At 60.7% G+C, this 16,967-nt stretch carries 16 protein-coding genes and 3 tRNA genes; 12 read left to right on the top strand and 7 right to left on the bottom strand.

All coding sequences use genetic code 11. From position 1 onward, the window contains the following. Window positions 1-23: 23 nt before the first annotated feature. The 5 genes from OJHNALOF_RS11275 (at window position 24) to osmB (ending at window position 4,226) form a co-directional block, all read left to right on the top strand. The gene (locus OJHNALOF_RS11275; RefSeq protein ID WP_165662082.1) at window positions 24-773 is read left to right on the top strand and encodes a 1-acylglycerol-3-phosphate O-acyltransferase; all 750 of its coding nucleotides are present in this window, start codon (window positions 24-26) and stop codon (window positions 771-773) included. Next, window positions 770-1,123 (top strand): ribonuclease E inhibitor RraB, encoded by a 354-nt coding sequence (gene rraB / locus OJHNALOF_RS11280; protein ID WP_094201396.1) that lies wholly within the window; start codon window positions 770-772, stop codon window positions 1,121-1,123. The genes OJHNALOF_RS11275 and rraB overlap by 4 nt, the downstream gene beginning before the upstream one ends. A gap of 69 nt (window positions 1,124-1,192) precedes the next feature. After that, window positions 1,193-3,457 carry a DUF6351 family protein gene (locus OJHNALOF_RS11285; RefSeq protein ID WP_165662083.1) on the top strand — a complete coding sequence of 755 codons (2,265 nt, stop codon included), beginning with the start codon at window positions 1,193-1,195 and terminating at the stop codon, window positions 3,455-3,457. A gap of 29 nt (window positions 3,458-3,486) precedes the next feature. Then, window positions 3,487-3,888: a hypothetical protein gene (locus tag OJHNALOF_RS11290; RefSeq protein ID WP_094201394.1), complete on the top strand. Its 402-nt coding sequence runs from the start codon at window positions 3,487-3,489 to the stop codon at window positions 3,886-3,888. Between the two features lie 110 nt (window positions 3,889-3,998). Continuing rightward, the gene (gene osmB, locus OJHNALOF_RS11295; protein WP_094201393.1) at window positions 3,999-4,226 is read left to right on the top strand and encodes an osmotically-inducible lipoprotein OsmB; all 228 of its coding nucleotides are present in this window, start codon (window positions 3,999-4,001) and stop codon (window positions 4,224-4,226) included. A 29-nt stretch (window positions 4,227-4,255) separates the two neighbouring features. Here the strand turns inward: osmB and OJHNALOF_RS11300 are convergent, their stop codons facing one another. After that, window positions 4,256-4,735 (bottom strand): CAP domain-containing protein, encoded by a 480-nt coding sequence (locus OJHNALOF_RS11300; protein ID WP_240919720.1) that lies wholly within the window; start codon window positions 4,733-4,735, stop codon window positions 4,256-4,258. A 223-nt stretch (window positions 4,736-4,958) separates the two neighbouring features. On the opposite strand from OJHNALOF_RS11300, the gene OJHNALOF_RS11305 reads away from it, so the two are divergent. Then, window positions 4,959-6,257 (top strand): PAS domain-containing methyl-accepting chemotaxis protein, encoded by a 1,299-nt coding sequence (locus OJHNALOF_RS11305; protein WP_094201392.1) that lies wholly within the window; start codon window positions 4,959-4,961, stop codon window positions 6,255-6,257. A 75-nt stretch (window positions 6,258-6,332) separates the two neighbouring features. Here the strand turns inward: OJHNALOF_RS11305 and OJHNALOF_RS11310 are convergent, their stop codons facing one another. Genes OJHNALOF_RS11310 through pepA form a run of 3 tightly spaced genes read right to left on the bottom strand, consistent with a single transcriptional unit; the run spans window position 6,333 to window position 11,146 of the window. Next, on the bottom strand, window positions 6,333-9,185 hold the full coding sequence (locus OJHNALOF_RS11310) for a valine--tRNA ligase (protein WP_165662084.1): 2,853 nt from the start codon (window positions 9,183-9,185) through the stop codon (window positions 6,333-6,335). 4 nt (window positions 9,186-9,189) lie between these two features. Then, window positions 9,190-9,633 carry a DNA polymerase III subunit chi gene (locus OJHNALOF_RS11315; RefSeq protein WP_165662085.1) on the bottom strand — a complete coding sequence of 148 codons (444 nt, stop codon included), beginning with the start codon at window positions 9,631-9,633 and terminating at the stop codon, window positions 9,190-9,192. 1 nt (window position 9,634) lies between these two features. Beyond that, on the bottom strand, window positions 9,635-11,146 hold the full coding sequence (gene pepA, locus OJHNALOF_RS11320; protein ID WP_094201389.1) for a leucyl aminopeptidase: 1,512 nt from the start codon (window positions 11,144-11,146) through the stop codon (window positions 9,635-9,637). A 160-nt stretch (window positions 11,147-11,306) separates the two neighbouring features. On the opposite strand from pepA, the gene lptF reads away from it, so the two are divergent. Both lptF and lptG read left to right on the top strand, forming a co-directional pair. Further along, a complete protein-coding gene (gene lptF / locus OJHNALOF_RS11325) occupies window positions 11,307-12,416 on the top strand; it encodes an LPS export ABC transporter permease LptF (protein WP_370462318.1) in 1,110 nt (369 codons plus the stop codon). Beyond that, window positions 12,416-13,486 (top strand): LPS export ABC transporter permease LptG, encoded by a 1,071-nt coding sequence (gene lptG, locus OJHNALOF_RS11330; RefSeq protein ID WP_165662086.1) that lies wholly within the window; start codon window positions 12,416-12,418, stop codon window positions 13,484-13,486. Before lptF ends, lptG begins: the two co-directional genes overlap by 1 nt. 72 nt (window positions 13,487-13,558) lie before the next feature. Here lptG and OJHNALOF_RS11335 read toward each other — a convergent pair whose 3' ends face one another. After that, window positions 13,559-14,050, bottom strand: coding sequence for an RDD family protein (locus OJHNALOF_RS11335; RefSeq protein ID WP_094201387.1), 492 nt, complete (start codon window positions 14,048-14,050; stop codon window positions 13,559-13,561). A gap of 175 nt (window positions 14,051-14,225) precedes the next feature. On the opposite strand from OJHNALOF_RS11335, the gene OJHNALOF_RS11340 reads away from it, so the two are divergent. The 4 genes from OJHNALOF_RS11340 to OJHNALOF_RS11355 all read left to right on the top strand — a co-directional run bounded on the left by OJHNALOF_RS11340 (window position 14,226) and on the right by OJHNALOF_RS11355 (window position 16,628). Then, window positions 14,226-14,310 (top strand) — tRNA-Leu (locus OJHNALOF_RS11340). Window positions 14,311-14,442: 132 nt separating this feature from the next. After that, on the top strand, window positions 14,443-14,922 hold the full coding sequence (locus tag OJHNALOF_RS11345; protein ID WP_165662087.1) for a pyrimidine dimer DNA glycosylase/endonuclease V: 480 nt from the start codon (window positions 14,443-14,445) through the stop codon (window positions 14,920-14,922). A 102-nt stretch (window positions 14,923-15,024) separates the two neighbouring features. Beyond that, on the top strand, window positions 15,025-16,365 hold the full coding sequence (gene rlmD, locus OJHNALOF_RS11350) for a 23S rRNA (uracil(1939)-C(5))-methyltransferase RlmD (protein WP_165662088.1): 1,341 nt from the start codon (window positions 15,025-15,027) through the stop codon (window positions 16,363-16,365). 56 nt (window positions 16,366-16,421) lie between these two features. After that, complete coding sequence (locus OJHNALOF_RS11355) at window positions 16,422-16,628, top strand: hypothetical protein (RefSeq protein ID WP_094201384.1); 207 nt, start codon at window positions 16,422-16,424, stop codon at window positions 16,626-16,628. Between the two features lie 94 nt (window positions 16,629-16,722). Here OJHNALOF_RS11355 and OJHNALOF_RS11360 read toward each other — a convergent pair. Continuing rightward, window positions 16,723-16,808 (bottom strand) — tRNA-Leu (locus OJHNALOF_RS11360). A gap of 71 nt (window positions 16,809-16,879) precedes the next feature. Then, a tRNA-Leu gene (locus tag OJHNALOF_RS11365) sits at window positions 16,880-16,965 on the bottom strand. Between the last annotated feature and the right edge of the window lie 2 nt (window positions 16,966-16,967).

Here is a 16,967-nt window from a genome sequence, read left to right on the forward strand (position 1 = left end):
GTCTCAAATTGCGAGGAAAGTTCATGTTAAAGCTGTTGCGGATACTGTTGCTGGGCCTGGCCATGGTCGTTGTGTTTGTGCTCGGTACCCTGGTGTGCCTGGTGCGCCCCCGCCACCCGAACAACGTGCATCTGCTCGGTCGCCTGTTTCATCTGGCCTGCCCGATTATCGGGCTCAAGGTGCGCATTCGCGGGCGTGAAAATGTGAAGGGGCTTGAGTCCGCCATCTATATCGCCAATCACCAGACCAACTGGGATATCATTACCCATCCGGGGGTGGTCATGCCCCGTACCGTGGCCATCGGCAAGAACAGCCTGTTCTGGATTCCCCTGTTTGGCCAGCTGTTCTGGCTCAGTGGCAACCTGCTGATCAACCGTGAAAACAAGGCCAAGGCCGCCAGCACCATCGGCAAGGTAGTGGACAAGGTGCGCCACAACCGGCTGTCGATCTGGATGTTTCCGGAAGGCACCCGCAGCAAGGGCAAGGGGCTGCTGCCGTTCAAGACCGGCGCCTTTCACATTGCCCTGCAGGCCCAGGTGCCGCTGGTGCCCATTGCCTGCTCCAGCTATTTTGGCCAGGTGGATCTCAACCGCTGGGACAACGGCGAGGTGCTGATCGACATCATGCCGCCGGTGGATGTCAGCGCCTGGGAGCCCGCCCAGATGCGGGATCTGCTCAAGCATTGCCGCAAGCAGATTGCCGAGCGTATCATTGAGCTGGACCGGCAGGCCCGCCGCCCCGAAACACTGACTCAACCCGGAGCCGAATCATGAGCCAAGCCAACGACTGGCGTGCGGAAACCCGCGAGATCATCGAATCCCTGCTGAGCGACGGCAGCAATCCCGACGCCGAATACATCATAGAGCACCATTTTTCCGGCCAGAATTTTGCCAAACTGGAAAAGGCGGCAGTGGACTGCTTCAAGGCCGGCTACGAAGTGACCGACGCCGAGGAGCTGACCCTGGAGCGGGGGCAGACCCTACTGTGCTTTGACGCCGTGGCCGACAGCGCCCTGGACGAGGAGCAGATCATGCAGCAGGTGGCCGAGCTGCTGCCCATCGCCGAGAAATACGGCATTGATTACGATGGCTGGGGCACCTACTTCGAGGAAGCCGAAGAATAACAACGGCGGGCGGGGGCTGACGGGCTCGGCTAAGCTTGATCCATATATGCATGGATCAAGGAGAGTACCATGTTCCGTAGTCGCCCCCCCCTGTTGTTATTCCTGCCTGTTCTGATTTTCCTTTCCGGCTGCAGCGAGCTTCAGGCCCGTCTGGGCCGGCACCTGTTGCCGGATCCGCCCGAGGTGGTCGTTGAAGCGCTGCCCCCGGGCTATGATCCCGCTCACCCGCGGCCGCCTTATGCCGGCCCCCATGCCTCACTGGTGCAGCTCGATCTTGCCGCCTTTGACTTTCCGGTGCAGCCCGGTGAAACCGGCCCCATCGATACTTCCCTCGGCCCGCTGCAATATCCGTTTTCCTGCAATACCGAAGAATCGGGCCTGGGCCAGCCGCTGGTAGATAATCAGGAGGGCATCGGCACGCCGGTGTACGCCGAGGAAAACGGCGTCAAGAACAAGCAAAAGCTGCTGGGCCACAGCAAAGACTGTTTGCTTAATACCCGTCTCGACTACTACTACCGGGTTAAGGACAAGAATGATTTCCGGTTATTGCCCGAAGGTGATTACCCGGAGAACATGGACTGGATAGAGCACAATGGCGAGCGCATTCCCTTTGTGCTCAGGGTAGAGCAGGGCACCATCAACCGCTTTGTGTATGTGCTCGCCATGCTGGCGGACCCCAGCGCGCCGGTGACCGACACCCACAGCCCCTACTGGAACAACAAGCTTATTTTCCACTTCAAGGGCGGGGTCGGCATCGGCAAGCGCCAGGGCAAGATGAGCCTGGGTCGGGTGGGCAGCCGGCTGATCACCCAGCTGGCCCAGGGTTATGCCATGGCCGGCTCCAGTGGCAACGTCACCAGTAACCACTACAACATGTGGCTGGCGGCCAATACCGCCGAAATGGTCAAGGCGCAGTTTGTGGCCCGTTATGGCCGGCCCGATTACACCGTGGGCATTGGCGGCTCCGGTGGCGCCGTGCAGCAATACCTGTTTGCCCAGAACAAGCCCGGCCTGCTCGACGCCCTCATTCCCCAGTACAGCTACCCGGACATGATCACCCAGAGCATCTGGGCGCTGGACTGCGAACTGTTTGAGTATTACTTCGACGTAACCGCCCGGGAGAACAAGCGCTGGCGGGTGCAGGAAAACCGTGGCCTGGTGATGGGCGTGGCGGCCAGCAGCGAGGTGGAACACGAGTTCAAGAAGTATTACCGCTGGGCGCGCATGGCCGGGCTGGGACTGCGCCTGCCCGGGCTGCCACCGGGGGCGACCGAGTGCTCCAAAAGTTGGCGCGGGCTGGCGCCGTTGACCAACAACCCTCATTACTCCCATCGGACCCATTACTATGCGCCGGCGGTGGTGGCCAGGGAGCGCTTCAGCCACTGGCACGATCTGGGCCATGTATACGGGGTGGATGAAAACGGCTATGCCAACCGAACCCACGACAACACCGGGGTGCAGTATGGCCTGGAGGCCCTGAAACAGGGGGACATCTCGTTTGCCGAATTCTTTCACCTCAATGCCAATATCGGCAGCTGGAAACCGCCGGTGCAGATGGTTCAGGAAAGGCTGTGGGTGCTGACCGGCGACGACAGCCTGTCCGGGGTGTCCATCTGGAGCGATCACAACATGCAGAAAACCCCCGGCAGCCCGGTGCCGCTGTGGGTGTTTGAGCGCAACCGGGCCGATCTGGTGAAAACCGCTCCGCGCAGCCGGGGCAATCACGACGCCATTGCCGCCGCCTACCGCTCCGGCCACGTGTTCCTGGGCAATATCAACATTCCGGTGATCGATCTGCGCCATTACCTGGATCCCGAGCTCGACATGCATCACTCCTACGCCAGCCAGTCGGTGTGGCTGCGCATGAAGGCGGCCAGGGGCAATGTCGACAACATGGTGATATGGCAAAGCGGCAAACCCTACAACCCCAGCGATCGGGCCTTTGAGGTGCTGGATGAATGGCTTACCAGCGGCCAGCGCCCCGCCAGTGCCCAGGATGCCTGCTGGACCGACACCGGTGAGCTGATCGCCGCGGGCGATGGCGTATGGAATGGCCCCTGGCGCGGTGATGCCGACATGGGCGCCTGTCTGCAGCGTTACCCGGCCTATCGTTCGCCCCGCAACGTGGCCGGTGCCCCGCTCACCGGCGAGGTGTTCCAGTGTGCCCTGATCCCGGTTAGCGCCGCCGTGGAGCGGGGTTTGTATGGCGGTCTCGACATGCGCCCGCACCTGACCATGTTGCAGACGGTCTTTCCCGACGGGGTCTGTGACTTCACCCAGGGCGATCAGGGACGCCCCGGCAATGAAGAGATGGGACTCAAGGCCATGCTATAGTGGCGCAAATCGTTGCCGGGAGCGCCGCCATGTATCCACCGCCGGATCCCCACATGCAGTTGTGGGACGAGTACAAGTACCGCCACGACCACATCTGGCAAAAGCTGTTTCGCATTACCGTGGCCGTGGTGTTGCTGGGCGCCGTGCCTTACCTCAAGCCCGAAATCACCCAGGTGCTCAAGGGCTGGATACTGATAGCGCCATTGCTCGGCACCGTGCTGAGCCTGATCAGCCTGGCGCTGATGCACTTTGAGCTGACGCTGTTTGCCAAGATCGCCCAGGCTCACCGGGCCCACCAGGAGGAGCTGGGCCTGGTACGGCACAGCCGGCATAACTATTTTCGTTATCTGGTGATGACCTATGTCGGTTTTCTGCTGCTGGTCAGCATGGCCAACGTGGTTGTGGTGCGGTTGTTGTGGCTGGCCCTCTGACTGCTGCGACAACCTTCAGCATACGGCCGGAGTGTCACCATGAAAGGGGAGCGTTCAGCGCTTACACTGAAAGTGAGGACAGTGACCCTAACCTACAGAGGTAAAGCACCATGATGATCGATGGCAAAATGAAGGCGGCCACACTGGCGACCGTGCTGTTGCTGGGGCTGGCGGGCTGCAGCAATATGTCCCAGCGGGATCGCAATACCGCCATTGGCGCCGGTGCCGGCGCCGTGGGCGGCTCGGTACTGACCGGCGGCAGCACCATGGGAACCCTGGGCGGGGCCGTGGTGGGCGGAGTGATCGGTAACCAAGTGGATACCGACGACGATGATTAATCCGAAGTAAAGGGGCCAGTCGGCCCCATTTACCAGGCGCTTTCCCCCAGGTAGTTGCCTGGCGGATAGTAATTGCATACCAGTATCATCATGTTGTTGCAGGTGGCGGTGGCACAACCCAGCTCTCGAGTATCGGGCCAGACCATCTGGGTGTAGTGGCCCACCAGCGGCACCAGCTCGCGGCTCAGGGGCTGTCCGGAATAATGGCGCTGTTCATCCTTCCAGCTTTGCACCCCGTCCAGCTCATCGTAAAACCCCAGCGTGCCCATAAACAGGTTTTCGCCAAAGCCCGAACCCCGGCTGTGCTCAATATCGCAGCGCCGGCTCAGCACTTGTGCCCAACCCGTTGCCTGTTGTTCGGCCCGGGCCGACCATGCCAGCGAACCAGCACCCACCTCGGCCCGGGCTCTGTTGTGGGCGTCCAGCAGGGCCTGTTTCATGTTGTTGGGCAGCCCCGGCATACTGACGGTCAACAGTAGCCAACACCAGCCATACTTCAGATAACCCATGGTACTTACTCCCGTCTCAAGTTATCAGGGTAAGTGCCAGCGGAATAAAGTGCCAGCGGAATAAAGTTCCAGCGGCCGAGGACGTGCGTCAAATGAAACGTTATGGAGGATGGGCTATCGGGTTTTGTTCTATCCTGTAAACTCGGAAACAAAAGGATTGATATGAGTCTGCAAGATGCCACCTTTCGATATATCGATATATTGGTCTCGGGGGAAAGTGCCCATGTTCAGCAATGGAAAGCTAAAGCAGGAACTGCTGCAGTACAAAGAGCAAAATCAGCATTTTAGCGCTTTACTGCGGGCCATTCGGGCTCATGTGGCCGTCATTGAGTTCACGCCAGATGGCGAGGTGCTTAATGTCAATGAGGATTTTTTGAAGGTTGTGGGCTATACCCTGGAGCAGGTGAAAGGCAAACATCATCAGATGTTCTGTGAACCTGGGCTGGTCGCATCACCGGAATATCAGACGTTCTGGCAGCGCCTGCGGGCAGGAGAACACCAGCAGGGCACGTTCCCGCGGATAACCCATGATGGCCGTAAAATCTGGCTTCAGGCAACCTACTTTCCGGTACAGGATGAAACGGGGCGGGTGCTGAAAATTCTGAAGATCGCCAGTGACATTACCGAAAAGCAGCATCAGTTGATTCGGCAGCAGGCGGTACTGACGGCGCTGGACAGATCCATGGCGGTGATCGAGTTCAAGGTGGATGGCACCGTCCTCAGCGCCAACGACAACTTTCTGTCGTTGATGGGCTATCATCTCGAGCAGGTGGTGGGTCAGCATCATCGTCTGTTTTGCGATGAGGACTTCTACCGGGATCACCCTCATTTCTGGCAGGAGCTGGCGGCCTGTGAGCACAAGTCGGGTCGCTTTAAGCGGGTCAACGCCAGCGGTGAGGAGATCTGGCTGGAGGCCACCTACAACCCCATTCTGGATGAGCAGGGGCGGGTCGAACGGGTGGTCAAGTTCGCCAGCGACATCACTCGGCGAGTACTGCAGTCCCGCCGCAATCAACAGGCTTCGGAGCAGGCCTGCGAGATTGCGGTGAAGACCTCCAACATAGTGGAGCAGGGCAGTAATACCCTGCAGACCTCGGTGCACCTCTCCACCCGCGTGTCCCAGGATCTGGAGCAGGCCATGGGGATCATCAGCCGGCTCAATGAACAGGCGCGCAATATCGAGGACATAGTGGCCACTATCAGCAGCGTGGCGGATCAGACCAACCTGTTGGCGTTGAATGCGGCCATAGAGGCGGCCCGGGCCGGCGAGCAGGGGCGGGGCTTTGCGGTGGTGGCCGACGAGGTACGCCAGTTGGCGGGCCGCACCAGCCGGGCCACGGCGGAAATCGCCCAGGTGGTGCAACAAAACCGGGAGCTGACCGCCCAGGTGTCCGAGGCCATCCTGGAGGTCAGTGGGGTGGCAGAGCAGGGCAAGCAGCAGGCCCAGGAGGTGGAAAGCTTTATGCATGAGATCCACCAGGGCGCGTTGGCGGTGCAACAGACGGTGGCGGTGTTGTCCTGATCCCGGGCGGAAAAACCTCATAAAAAAAGCCCCGGCCACGGCCGGGGCTTTTACATTAGGGCATGGTTGCCATGATCACAGGCTGGCGATCTGTTCCTGCTGCTGTTGCAGCTTGGCCAGGGTGGCCTGGTAGTCGGCCAGTTTTTCCTGCTCCTTGGCCACCACGTCGGCGGGGGCCTTGGCCACAAAGCCCTGGTTGTTGAGCTTGCCTTCCAGACGCTTGATCTCGCCCTGTACCTTGCCCAGCTCCTTTTGCAGGCGCGCCAGCTCGGCGTCCTTGTCGATCAGGCCGGCCATGGGCAGCAGCAGCTCGGTGTCGCCGATCAACTGCTTGGTGGACACCGGCGCTTCCTCGTCGGCGGCCAGCAGGGTGATGGACTCCAGCTTGGCCATGGCCTTGAGGAAGGCATCGTTGTCGGTGGCACGGCGGGCGTCATCCCCGGCGGGGCGCAGCAGCACGCTCAGGGACTGGCCCGGGGGAATGTTCATCTCGGCGCGCAGGTTGCGAATGGACACGATAAAACGCTTCACCCACTCCAGATCGGCCATGGCCTGCTCGTCCTGCTCGGCGGCATTCACCTCCGGGTAGGCGGCCAGCATGATGCTGTCGCCACCGCGACCGGCCAGGGGGGCCACCCGCTGCCAGATTTCCTCGGTGATGTAGGGCATGATCGGATGGGCCAGACGCAGCAGGGTTTCCAGCACCTCGATCAGGGTCTTGCGGGTGGCGCGCTGCTCGGCCTCTGAGCCGTGCCACAGCACCGGCTTGGTGAGCTCCAGATACCAGTCGCAGAACTGGTTCCAGATAAACTCGTACAGGGCGCTGGCGGCACGGTCAAAGCGGTAGCCGTCGAGGGCGCTGCGCACGTCGGCGATGGTGGCCTGCAGCTGGGCGCGAATCCAGCGATCCGCCAGGGAGTATTGCAGTTCGCCGCCGTTCTGGCCGCAGTCCTGCTCTTCGGTGTTCATCAGCACGTAGCGTGACGCGTTCCACAGCTTGTTGCAGAAGTTGCGGTAACCGTCCAGGCGCTTCATGTCCCAGTTGATGTCGCGGCCGGTGGACGCCATGGCGCACAGGGTAAAGCGCAGGGCGTCGGTGCCGTGGGCCTCGATGCCGTCGGCAAATTCCTTGCGGGTACGCTTTTCAATCTTGGCGGCCAGCTGGGGCTGCATCATGTTACCGGTGCGCTTGGTGACGAGGGACTCCAGGTCGATGCCGTCGATCATGTCGAGGGGATCGAGCACGTTGCCCTTGGACTTGGACATCTTGTCGCCGTTCTCGTCGCGAATCAGGCCGGTGACGTAAACGGTCTTGAACGGCACCTGGGGCTTGCCGTTTTCGTCCTTGATGAAGTGCATGGTCATCATGATCATGCGCGCCACCCAGAAGAAGATGATGTCAAAGCCGGTGACCAGCACGCTGGACGGATGGAAGGTGGCCAGCTCCGGGGTCTTGTCCGGCCAGCCCAGGGTAGAAAAGGTCCACAGCGCCGAGCTGAACCAGGTGTCGAGCACGTCGTCGTCCTGGCTCAGCACCACACCATCACCCAGGTTGTGGGTGGCGCGCACTTCGGCCTCGTCCCGGCCCACATAGACCTTGCCGGACTCGTCGTACCAGGCGGGAATACGGTGTCCCCACCACAGCTGGCGGGAGATGCACCAGTCCTGAATATCGCGCATCCAGGAGAAATACATGTTTTCGTACTGCTTAGGTACGAACTGAATGTCACCGTTCTCTACCGCCTCGGTGGCTACCTTGGCCAGGGGCGCGGCCCGCACGTACCACTGGTCGGTGAGCATGGGCTCGATCACCACGCCGCCACGGTCACCGTAGGGCACGGTGAGATCGTGATCCTTGATGCTGTCGAGCAGCCCAAGGGTTTCCAGCTCGGCCACCACGGCGGTGCGGGCTTCAAAGCGGTCCAGACCCTGATAGGCGGCGGGTAGCTCGGGGCTGTAGACGTCGCTCGGCTCGCCGGTGGTGGTAAACACCTCGGCTTCGTTGCGAATGGCGGCGTCAAAGGTGAGCACGTTGATCATCGGCAACTGATGACGCTTGCCCACCTCATAGTCGTTGAAGTCGTGGGCCGGGGTGATCTTCACGCAGCCGGTGCCCTTTTCCATGTCGGCGTGATCGTCGCCCACGATGGGAATGCGGCGGTTGACGATGGGCAGGATAATGTCCTTGCCGATCAGATCCTGGTAGCGGGGATCTTCCGGATTCACCGCCACCGCGGTGTCGCCCAGCATGGTTTCCGGGCGGGTGGTGGCCACCACCAGGTAGTCCTTGCCATCGGCGGTCTTGACGCCGTCGGCGAGGGGATAGCGGAAGTGCCACATGTGGCCCTTCTTGTCCTTGTTTTCTACTTCCAGATCGGAGATGGCGGTGTGCAGCTTGGGATCCCAGTTCACCAGGCGCTTGCCACGGTAGATGAGGTCGTCTTCATACAGACGCACGAATACTTCCTTGACCGCGTTGGACAGGCCGTCATCCATGGTAAAGCGCTCACGGTCCCAGTCCACCGAGGCGCCCAGGCGACGCAGCTGCTGGGTGATGGTGCCGCCGGATTCCTTTTTCCAGTCCCAGATCTTGTCGATAAAGGCGTCACGGCCATAGTCGTGGCGGGTCTTGCCTTCCTCGGCGGCAATCTTGCGCTCCACCACCATCTGGGTGGCGATGCCGGCGTGGTCGGTGCCCACCTGCCACAGGGTGTTTTTGCCCTGCATGCGCTGGTAACGGATCAGGGTGTCCATGATGGAGTCCTGAAAGGCGTGCCCCATGTGCAGGCTGCCGGTGACGTTGGGGGGCGGAATCATGATGCTGTAGGCATCTTTGCTGGTGTCGCCGTGGGGCTTGAAGTAGCCCTTGTTTTCCCATTGCTGGTACAGGGCCTGCTCGATGGCGTTGGGATTAAAAGTCTTTTCCATGGTGTTATACATCTTGAGTTGGAAGTGGTACCGGCTTGGTGGTCAGCTCAAAGCCGGCCTGACGGTAGGCCTTGAAGCGCTCCCGAGCCTGCTGTTTTCCGGGGTCGGAGGCCGGCACAAAGTCGTGCAGCTGACCAAAGCGGCGGGCAAAGGCGGGGGCCTCGGGCGCCAGGTTGATCAGCACGGCACGGCCGCCCTGGGGCGGTTGCCAGCCAATCACCACGGGTGCGCCCTGGCGCGGGCCTTCGCCCTGCAGGTTGTGAGCCACAAAGCTGTCGGCTTCCTGTTGCCACAGGCGCTCGTCAATGGCTTCGGCCTGGGCCTGATCGGTGGTGTGAATAAACACTCCCAGGCCCTGGCGGTAGCAGTCGGTAGCCAACTGGCACACCCACTGCTCCAGCAGGCCGGCGGCGTCGTTAGGCAACAGGTGAAAACAGCCGGTGCTCATTTTATTCTTCGACGTTCAGGGCGCCGGCGCGGTTCAGCAGAAACTGGGTCAGCAGAGGCACCGGACGGCCAGTGGCGCCCTTTTGCTTTCCGCTTTGCCAGGCGGTGCCGGCTACATCCAGGTGGGCCCAGTTGTATTTCTTGGTGAACCGGCTCAGGAAGCAGGCGGCGGTAATGGTGCCCGCCGGCCGGCCGCCGATGTTGGCCATGTCGGCAAAGGGGCTTTCCAGCTGCTCCTGGTATTCATCGCTCATGGGCAGGCGCCAGGCCCTGTCACCGGCTTGATCGGAGGCATTGAGCAGCTCGTGGGCCAGGGGGTTGTGGTTGGCCAGCAGTCCTGAGGTATGGTGCCCAAGAGCGATGATGCAGGCCCCGGTGAGGGTGGCCACGTCGATCACCGCTTCCGGCTCAAAACGTTCCACAAAGGTGAGGGCGTCGCACAGCACCAGCCGGCCTTCGGCGTCGGTGTTGAGCACTTCCACGGTCTGGCCGGACATGGTGGTGAGAATGTCGCCGGGGCGATAGGCGTTGCCGTCGGGCATGTTTTCACAGCCGGCCAGTATCGCCACCACGTTCACCGGTAGCTGCAGTTCGGCCAGGGCGTGCATGGTGCCCAGCACCGAGGCGGCGCCGCCCATGTCGTATTTCATTTCGTCCATGCCTTCGGCCGGCTTGAGTGAAATGCCGCCGGCGTCAAAGGTAAGCCCCTTGCCCACCAGGGCGATGGGGCGGGCGCTGGGGTCAGGGTGCCCCTTGTATTCGATCACCGACATCATGGCTTCGTTATGGGAGCCCCGGGCCACCGCCAGGTAGGCATTCATGCCCAGTTCGGCCATTTCTTCCTCACCGATCACCCGGGTGCTGATATTGTCCCAGGCGTCGGCCAGCTGGCGCGCCTGAGAGGCCAGGTAAGCCGGGTTGCACACATTGGGCGGCATGTTGGCCACGTCGCGGCATACGCGCACGCCCCTGGCCACGGCCTGGCCGTGGGCAATGGCACGTTCGCCTATGGTCAGCTCTCGTCGCGTGGGCACGTTGAACACCAGCTTGCGCAGCGGGCGGCGTGGTTCGGCTTTGTTGGTCTTGAACTGATCAAAGCTGTACAGGCTGGCGAGAGTGGTTTCCACCGCCTGGCGCACCTTCCAGTAGGTGTCGCGGCCTTTGACGTGCAGCTCGGTCAGAAAGCACACCGCTTCCATGGAGCCGGTCTCGTTCAGGGTGCTGATGGTCTTGCGAATGATCTGCTTATACTGGCGTTCGTCGAGCTCACGCTCCTTGCCGCATCCCACCAGCAGCACCCGTTCGCCCAGTACGCCGGGTACCTGATGCAGCAGCAGGGTCTGGCCGGCCTTGCCTTCCAGATCGCCGCGGCGCAGCAGCGAGCTGAGGTAGCCGTCGCTGACCTTGTCGAGCTGCTCGGCCACCGGCGACAGCCGGCGCGGTTCAAATACGCCCACTACTATGCAGGCACTGCGCTGTTTCTCGGGACTACCGCTTTTTACACTGAACTCCATGGATTCTCCTGAGCCTGAAGACAATGGGCGCCGAATGAACGATAATGACGGGCATCGCTGAAGGCGCCGGATTTCGCACAGTTAATATGCGAAAATCGTGATTTTACGCTTATTGTTAAGCGTTTCCATTAAAAAAGACAAGTTTACACTGGGATTAACGGTGATTGCATTCCGCTATTTGTTTCGGGAAACCCTGAAGACTCAGCTGGCCGTGCTGTTTGTGCTCTTGCTCATCTTTATCAGCCAGAATTTTATCGACGTGTTGGGCAAGGCTGCCAGCGGTGAGATTCCCGGCGCGCTGGTGGGCAGGCTGCTGCTGCTTAACCTGCCGGAGATGGCCACCCTGATGCTGCCGGTCAGCCTGTTTATCGGCATTCTGTTCGCCCATGGCCGGCTTTACGCCGAAAGCGAGATGACGGTGATGAAGGCGGTGGGCATGGGCCCTCGCAGCATCATGCGCGCTACCCTGGTACTGGCCCTGCTGTGGACGGCGGTGGCGCTGTTCAATTCGCTCTGGCTCAACCCCTGGGCCAAGACTCAGGTCTATCAGCTGCGGGAAGAGGTCAAGGCCGATCCGGGTTTTGCGGTGTTGCGCGAGGCCCGCTTCATGAGCCTGGATGGCGGCCGTATCGTGGGATATGTGGAAGAGCTGGAAGAAGGTGAGGAAGGCAACCGGCTTAACCGGCTGTTTGTGGTGCAGCAGGGTCAGGCCCAGCGCGCCCCGGCCATAGTGGTGGCCGACGGCGGCCGCCTGCACGAGCGGGATGACGGCCAGTGGCTGACCCTGGAACAGGGCTATCGCTATAGCGGTACCCCTGGCAACCGGGAGTTCGACGTGGCCGAGTTTGATGAATACAGCGCCTATATTCGGCCTTCCGAGGTGGAAGCGGTGCAAAGCCGGATTGAGGCCCAGCCCAGCCTTGCCTTGCTGGGCATGGAAGAGTTGCCTCAGCGCGCCGAGCTGCAATGGCGGCTGGCGCTGCCGCTATCGATGCTGGTACTGACCCTGGTGGTGGTGCCGCTGGCGGTGGTTAATCCCCGCCAAGGGCGCTATGCCAAGCTGCTGCCGGCCATTCTGCTGTATCTGGCTTACTTTCTGCTGCAAAGTGCGTCTCGTTCGGCGATGGAGGGGGGCAGTCTGCCGCCGACGCCCGGCCTGTATACGGTACCGCTGGCGTTTCTGCTGCTGGTGGCGGTTCCCCTTAATCTGGCGGAAACCGCCTGGTGGAACCGCACGCGGGAAAAACTCACACGGAGCAAGGCTGCCTGATGTTCAATATTCTCGATCGTTACATTGGCCGCACCGTGTTGATGGCCATGCTGTTGTGTGAGTTTTTGCTAGTGGGCCTGTCGGCCATTATTCGTTACGTGGAGCAGTTACGCAGCGTGGGTGAGGGCAGTTATACCCTGCTTTCCGCCTTCTACTATGTGCTGTTGTCCATGCCCAAGGAAATTGTGCTGTTCTTTCCCATCGCCGCCCTGCTGGGCGGGCTGATCGGCTTGGGCCAGCTGGCCAGTTCCAGCGAACTGGTGGTGATGCAGGCGGCGGGCAATTCCCGTTTCAACATCGTCACCAGTGCCCTGAAAACCGCGGTACCTATGATGCTGGTGATCATGCTTATCGGTGAATACCTGGCCCCGGCCACCAAGCTGGCGGCGGACGACCTGCGTACCCAGGCACGCTCCGACGGCCAGGTGGTGTTGTCGGTGAACGGTGTCTGGGCCCGGGACAGCGAGGCCTATATCAATATTGGCCAGGCCCGGCGCGATGGTACCCTGAGCAACATTACCCTGTATTATTTCGACGATGACCTGCGCCTGCAGCGCATTACCCAGGCCGCCACCGCCGACTATCAAAACGGTGAATGGACCCTGCTTAACCTGACCGACACCATCTTCAACCACGGTGAGTCGGTCCTCACCGAGCAGCAGGCCAGCCGGCGCTGGCAAACTACCCTGACCCCCGACAAGCTGGGCGTGGTGGCGATAGAGCCCGACGAGCTGTCGATGCGAGGGTTGTGGGAATATCAGGACTACCTGGAAGACAACGGTCAGGACGGCAGCCTCTATGAGCTGGCATTCTGGCGCAAGGCGTTGCAGCCGGTGATGGTGGTGGCCATGATGTTGCTGGCCTCTTCCTTTGTGTTCGGCGCCCTGCGCAGCGTGACCATGGGGGCCAGGCTGCTGATGGGCATTCTGTTCGGCTTTGGCTTTTATGTGGCCAACGAGGTGTTTGGCCCCATCAGCCTGGTCTATGAAGTGCCGCCGGCGCTGGGCGCACTGGGCCCCAGCCTGCTGTTTATCGGTGTGGCGCTGTTTCTGCTTAACCGCCGGGCTTAAAAGTGAGGGGGGAGGAGGCAGGGGAGAGGCGTGTTTTTGCTCCTCACTCCTTACCCTTCACCCCTCACAACATCAGCGGCTCAGCAGTTCCTTGTTCTGCTCCTTGGTGAGCACCACCGTCTCACAGTGGGCGAGCTTGTCCTGCAGTGCCAGTTTACTACCCGGATTCAGCCACACCCAGAAATTGCCCAGACCCAGCAGCGCCGTGACGGCGCGTACCAGACACTGGCCCAGGCGCAACCGTGAGCCGTCGGTATTCTGCACCCTGAGGCGCCATGCACGCATGCCCAGGGTCTGGCCGCTGGTGCGCCAGAACCAGCAGTAAAAGCCCAGCACCACTCCCAGCAAAATCAGCTGATAGCCGCGGCTGGCGCTCAGCAGGGCGGCGGTATCTTCGTGCTCACCCAGGCCAATCCAGCCCAGGTGCAGCGCCAGGGCGGTAAGCCCGAAACAGATAAACCCCGCCACCATCAACAGCGCCACCACTACCAGAAAATCGTACAGCCAGGCACCCAGGCGACGCATCACCCCCGCCCGGGGCAAACCCGCATAAGAAGAAGCCACCAGTCATGTTCCTTTGATGAATCAAGGTGGGCATTCTAGCAAAAGCGGCGGCGTGGAAAAGCCAAAGCGTGGCGCACAAATAATGCTCACTCGACACCGGCCGGTGCACAATCCGGTTGCGGGGCGAAGGGGGACGGGTATAATGCAACCGCTCACTCATGGTGAGTCTACCGGTGGCAGTGTGATGGAATTGGTAGACATGAGTGATTCAAAATCACTTGCCTTCGGGCGTGCCGGTTCGAGTCCGGCCACTGCTACCAACAAATAACCCGATATCATCGGGTTTTTTTGTGCCCGTTTTTCCGCTTTTGCTGACCACCTCGCGCTATCAAGCGTTGCACCACCGGCCCTTCGCTCTCACAATGGTTTTGTGTTCAAGCGGGACCATACTTGTGAATATTTTCATCCTGGACAATGACATAGAGCGCTGCGCTCGGTATCACTGCGATCAGCATGTGGTCAAGATGATACTGGAGAGCGTGCAAATCCTGTGCACGGCCCTCAACAAGAAAGGCTTTGAGACTCCCTATAAGTCCACCCATGTGAAGCACCCCAGCGTGCTCTGGGTTGAAGCATCGTACGACAATTTTCAGTGGCTGAGCCAGCTCACTCTTGCGCTGAATGCCGAATACCGCTATCGCTACCGCAAAGAGCAGGATCACAAGTCGATGCCGGTGCTGGCGCAAATACAGCAATTGAAATATCCGGCCATTGGCCTGACCGAATTTGCCCAGGCCATGCCGGATCAGTACAAGGTGCCCAATGATGCGGTACAGGCCTACCGCAACTTCTATCTGGGCGAAAAGATGAAATTTGCCCGCTGGACCCGGCGGGACATTCCCCACTGGGTGCAGATGGCCAAGCCAGAGTGAATCGGTATTGGTAACCGGCGGGCTGTTGCACGAGCGGCGGCTCGGGTAAAATTGCCCGCTGTCCGGCGTCGGCCGGTTTTCGTAGTTACCAGAGTGCATACCATGTTCAAGACCGGCCAGTTGCTTACCCTTTCCGTTCACAGCCTTACCGACAAGGGGGATGGCATTGCAACCCATGACGGCAGACCCGTTTACGTGGCCGGTGCCCTGCCCGGCGACGAGGTGGAGGCAAGGGTCACCCTGGCCAAACCCCGTTACGCCCAGGCCGAGATCAGGCGAGTACTGACCCCGGCGCCGGGGCGGCGCGCCGACTTTTGCCCGCACACCGAGTGCGGAGGCTGCCAGCTCAGGGTGATGGACTACGCCACTCAGCGCGAGCTCAAGCGGGAGCTGCTGCTCGGTGCGCTGCAGGAGCAGGGGCTGAACTGCCCGGTGGGGGAGACCCTGGGCATGAGCGAGCCCTTTCATTACCGCAACAAGGCGCAATATGCGGTGCAGCCCGGTCCGACCATCGGCTTTTACGCCAAGCACAGTCACCGGCTGGTGGAAGTGGATCAGTGCCGGGTGCAGGCACCGGTAACCGCCGAGATTACCGCCCTGGTGCATCAGTGGATGCGGGATCTGGCGGTGCCGGCCTTTAATGAAGCCCATCACAGTGGCTGTGTGCGTTATGTGATGGTGCGGGACGGCGTGCACAGCGGTGAGCTGATGGTGGTGCTGGTGGTGGCGGAAGAGCCGGCATCGAAGGCGCTGACGACGCTGGTTGAGCAGCTTGCTCAGGTTCCGCACATGGCCAGCATTCAGCTGTGCCTGAACGACGCCGCCGGCAACCGCATACTGAGCGAGCAGGTGCGCACCCTGTGGGGCAAAGAGACCATCAGCGATCGTCTCGGCGAGTTGGATTTCGATATTTCGGCGTTGTCGTTTTACCAGATCAATCCGCGCCAGACCGAAACCCTGTACCGGGAAGCGGTGCGGCTGGCGGCGCTGTCCGGCAGCGAAACCGTATTTGATCTCTACAGCGGCATCGGCACCATCAGCCTGTTTCTGGCGCCCCATGCCGCACATGTGCACGGCATCGAGATCGTGCCCGAGGCGGTGGCCGATGCCGAGCGCAATGCCGCGCGCAATGGCATCGATAATGTCAGCTTTCACTGCGGGGCCGCCGAGCAGCTGGTGCCGGCGCTTTATGCACAGGGAACCGGCGCCGATGTGGTGGTGGTGGATCCGCCGCGCAAGGGCTGTGATCAGCAGTTACTCAACACCCTGGCGCAAATGCGTCCGGCGCGGCTGGTGTATGTGTCGTGCAATCCCAAAAGCCTGGCCCGGGATGGGGCCTGGCTGAGGGAACATGGTTTTACCCTGGCCGAGGCCACTCCGGTGGACATGTTCCCCCATACCATGCATGTGGAAACCGTGGCCCTGTTCACATTGTCCAAATAACCCCTTGCTAGTAACGCAACTGATAACTATTATCACCTGAAATAAAGGAGGTGGTCATGGTGGTGTTACTGGTTTTGGGGTGGTTAACCATGGTGTGGTGGGTGCCGGCGTCGTCACTCACCCTGTGGCTGAGTGCGGGCTTTGCGTTGTTTGCGCTGGTGCTGGCCATGCCGTCGGTGAGCAGGCACTGGTACTGGCTGCCGGTGGGTGGTCTGGCCGGGCTGGGAATGACCCTGGGAATGATGCTGAGCGATTACGCCTGAACGACTAACAGCAAGGGTGCGAGAAACAGAGCGATGTTTCAGAAGATAATAAAATCAGGGGAGATATAAGAAATAATTACTGAAGCAACAATCGTGGTGCGAAGGGGGGGACTTGAACCCCCACGTCCATAGGACACTAACACCTGAAGCTAGCGCGTCTACCAATTCCGCCACCCTCGCATACCTGATTGTTCGGCTGTTTTACATGGGCCACCATGCTGATATTTGAGACGTTCGCAAGCCGTTAAGCTTGGTGCGAAGGGGGGGACTTGAACCCCCACGTCCATAGGACACTAACACCTGAAGCTAGCGCGTCTACCAATTCCGCCACCCTCGCAT

It is taken from the genome of Oceanimonas sp. MB9 (assembly GCF_011319775.1).
Classification (GTDB): domain Bacteria; phylum Pseudomonadota; class Gammaproteobacteria; order Enterobacterales; family Aeromonadaceae; genus Oceanimonas; species Oceanimonas doudoroffii.

Bases quoted from the DNA above. Each gene is read 5' to 3' on its own strand.
- OJHNALOF_RS11300 (WP_240919720.1), bottom strand. From the start codon at position 4,735: ATGGGTTATCTGAAGTATGGCTGGTGTTGGCTACTGTTGACCGTCAGT.
- OJHNALOF_RS11310 (WP_165662084.1), bottom strand. From the start codon at position 9,185: ATGGAAAAGACTTTTAATCCCAACGCCATCGAGCAGGCCCTGTACCAG.
- osmB (WP_094201393.1), top strand. From the start codon at position 3,999: ATGATGATCGATGGCAAAATGAAGGCGGCCACACTGGCGACCGTGCTG.
- OJHNALOF_RS11285 (WP_165662083.1), top strand. From the start codon at position 1,193: ATGTTCCGTAGTCGCCCCCCCCTGTTGTTATTCCTGCCTGTTCTGATT.
- pepA (WP_094201389.1), bottom strand. From the start codon at position 11,146: ATGGAGTTCAGTGTAAAAAGCGGTAGTCCCGAGAAACAGCGCAGTGCC.
- OJHNALOF_RS11315 (WP_165662085.1), bottom strand. From the start codon at position 9,633: ATGAGCACCGGCTGTTTTCACCTGTTGCCTAACGACGCCGCCGGCCTG.
- OJHNALOF_RS11305 (WP_094201392.1), top strand. From the start codon at position 4,959: ATGTTCAGCAATGGAAAGCTAAAGCAGGAACTGCTGCAGTACAAAGAG.
- OJHNALOF_RS11355 (WP_094201384.1), top strand. From the start codon at position 16,422: ATGGTGGTGTTACTGGTTTTGGGGTGGTTAACCATGGTGTGGTGGGTG.
- rraB (WP_094201396.1), top strand. From the start codon at position 770: ATGAGCCAAGCCAACGACTGGCGTGCGGAAACCCGCGAGATCATCGAA.
- lptG (WP_165662086.1), top strand. From the start codon at position 12,416: ATGTTCAATATTCTCGATCGTTACATTGGCCGCACCGTGTTGATGGCC.
- rlmD (WP_165662088.1), top strand. From the start codon at position 15,025: ATGTTCAAGACCGGCCAGTTGCTTACCCTTTCCGTTCACAGCCTTACC.
- OJHNALOF_RS11290 (WP_094201394.1), top strand. From the start codon at position 3,487: ATGTATCCACCGCCGGATCCCCACATGCAGTTGTGGGACGAGTACAAG.
- OJHNALOF_RS11275 (WP_165662082.1), top strand. From the start codon at position 24: ATGTTAAAGCTGTTGCGGATACTGTTGCTGGGCCTGGCCATGGTCGTT.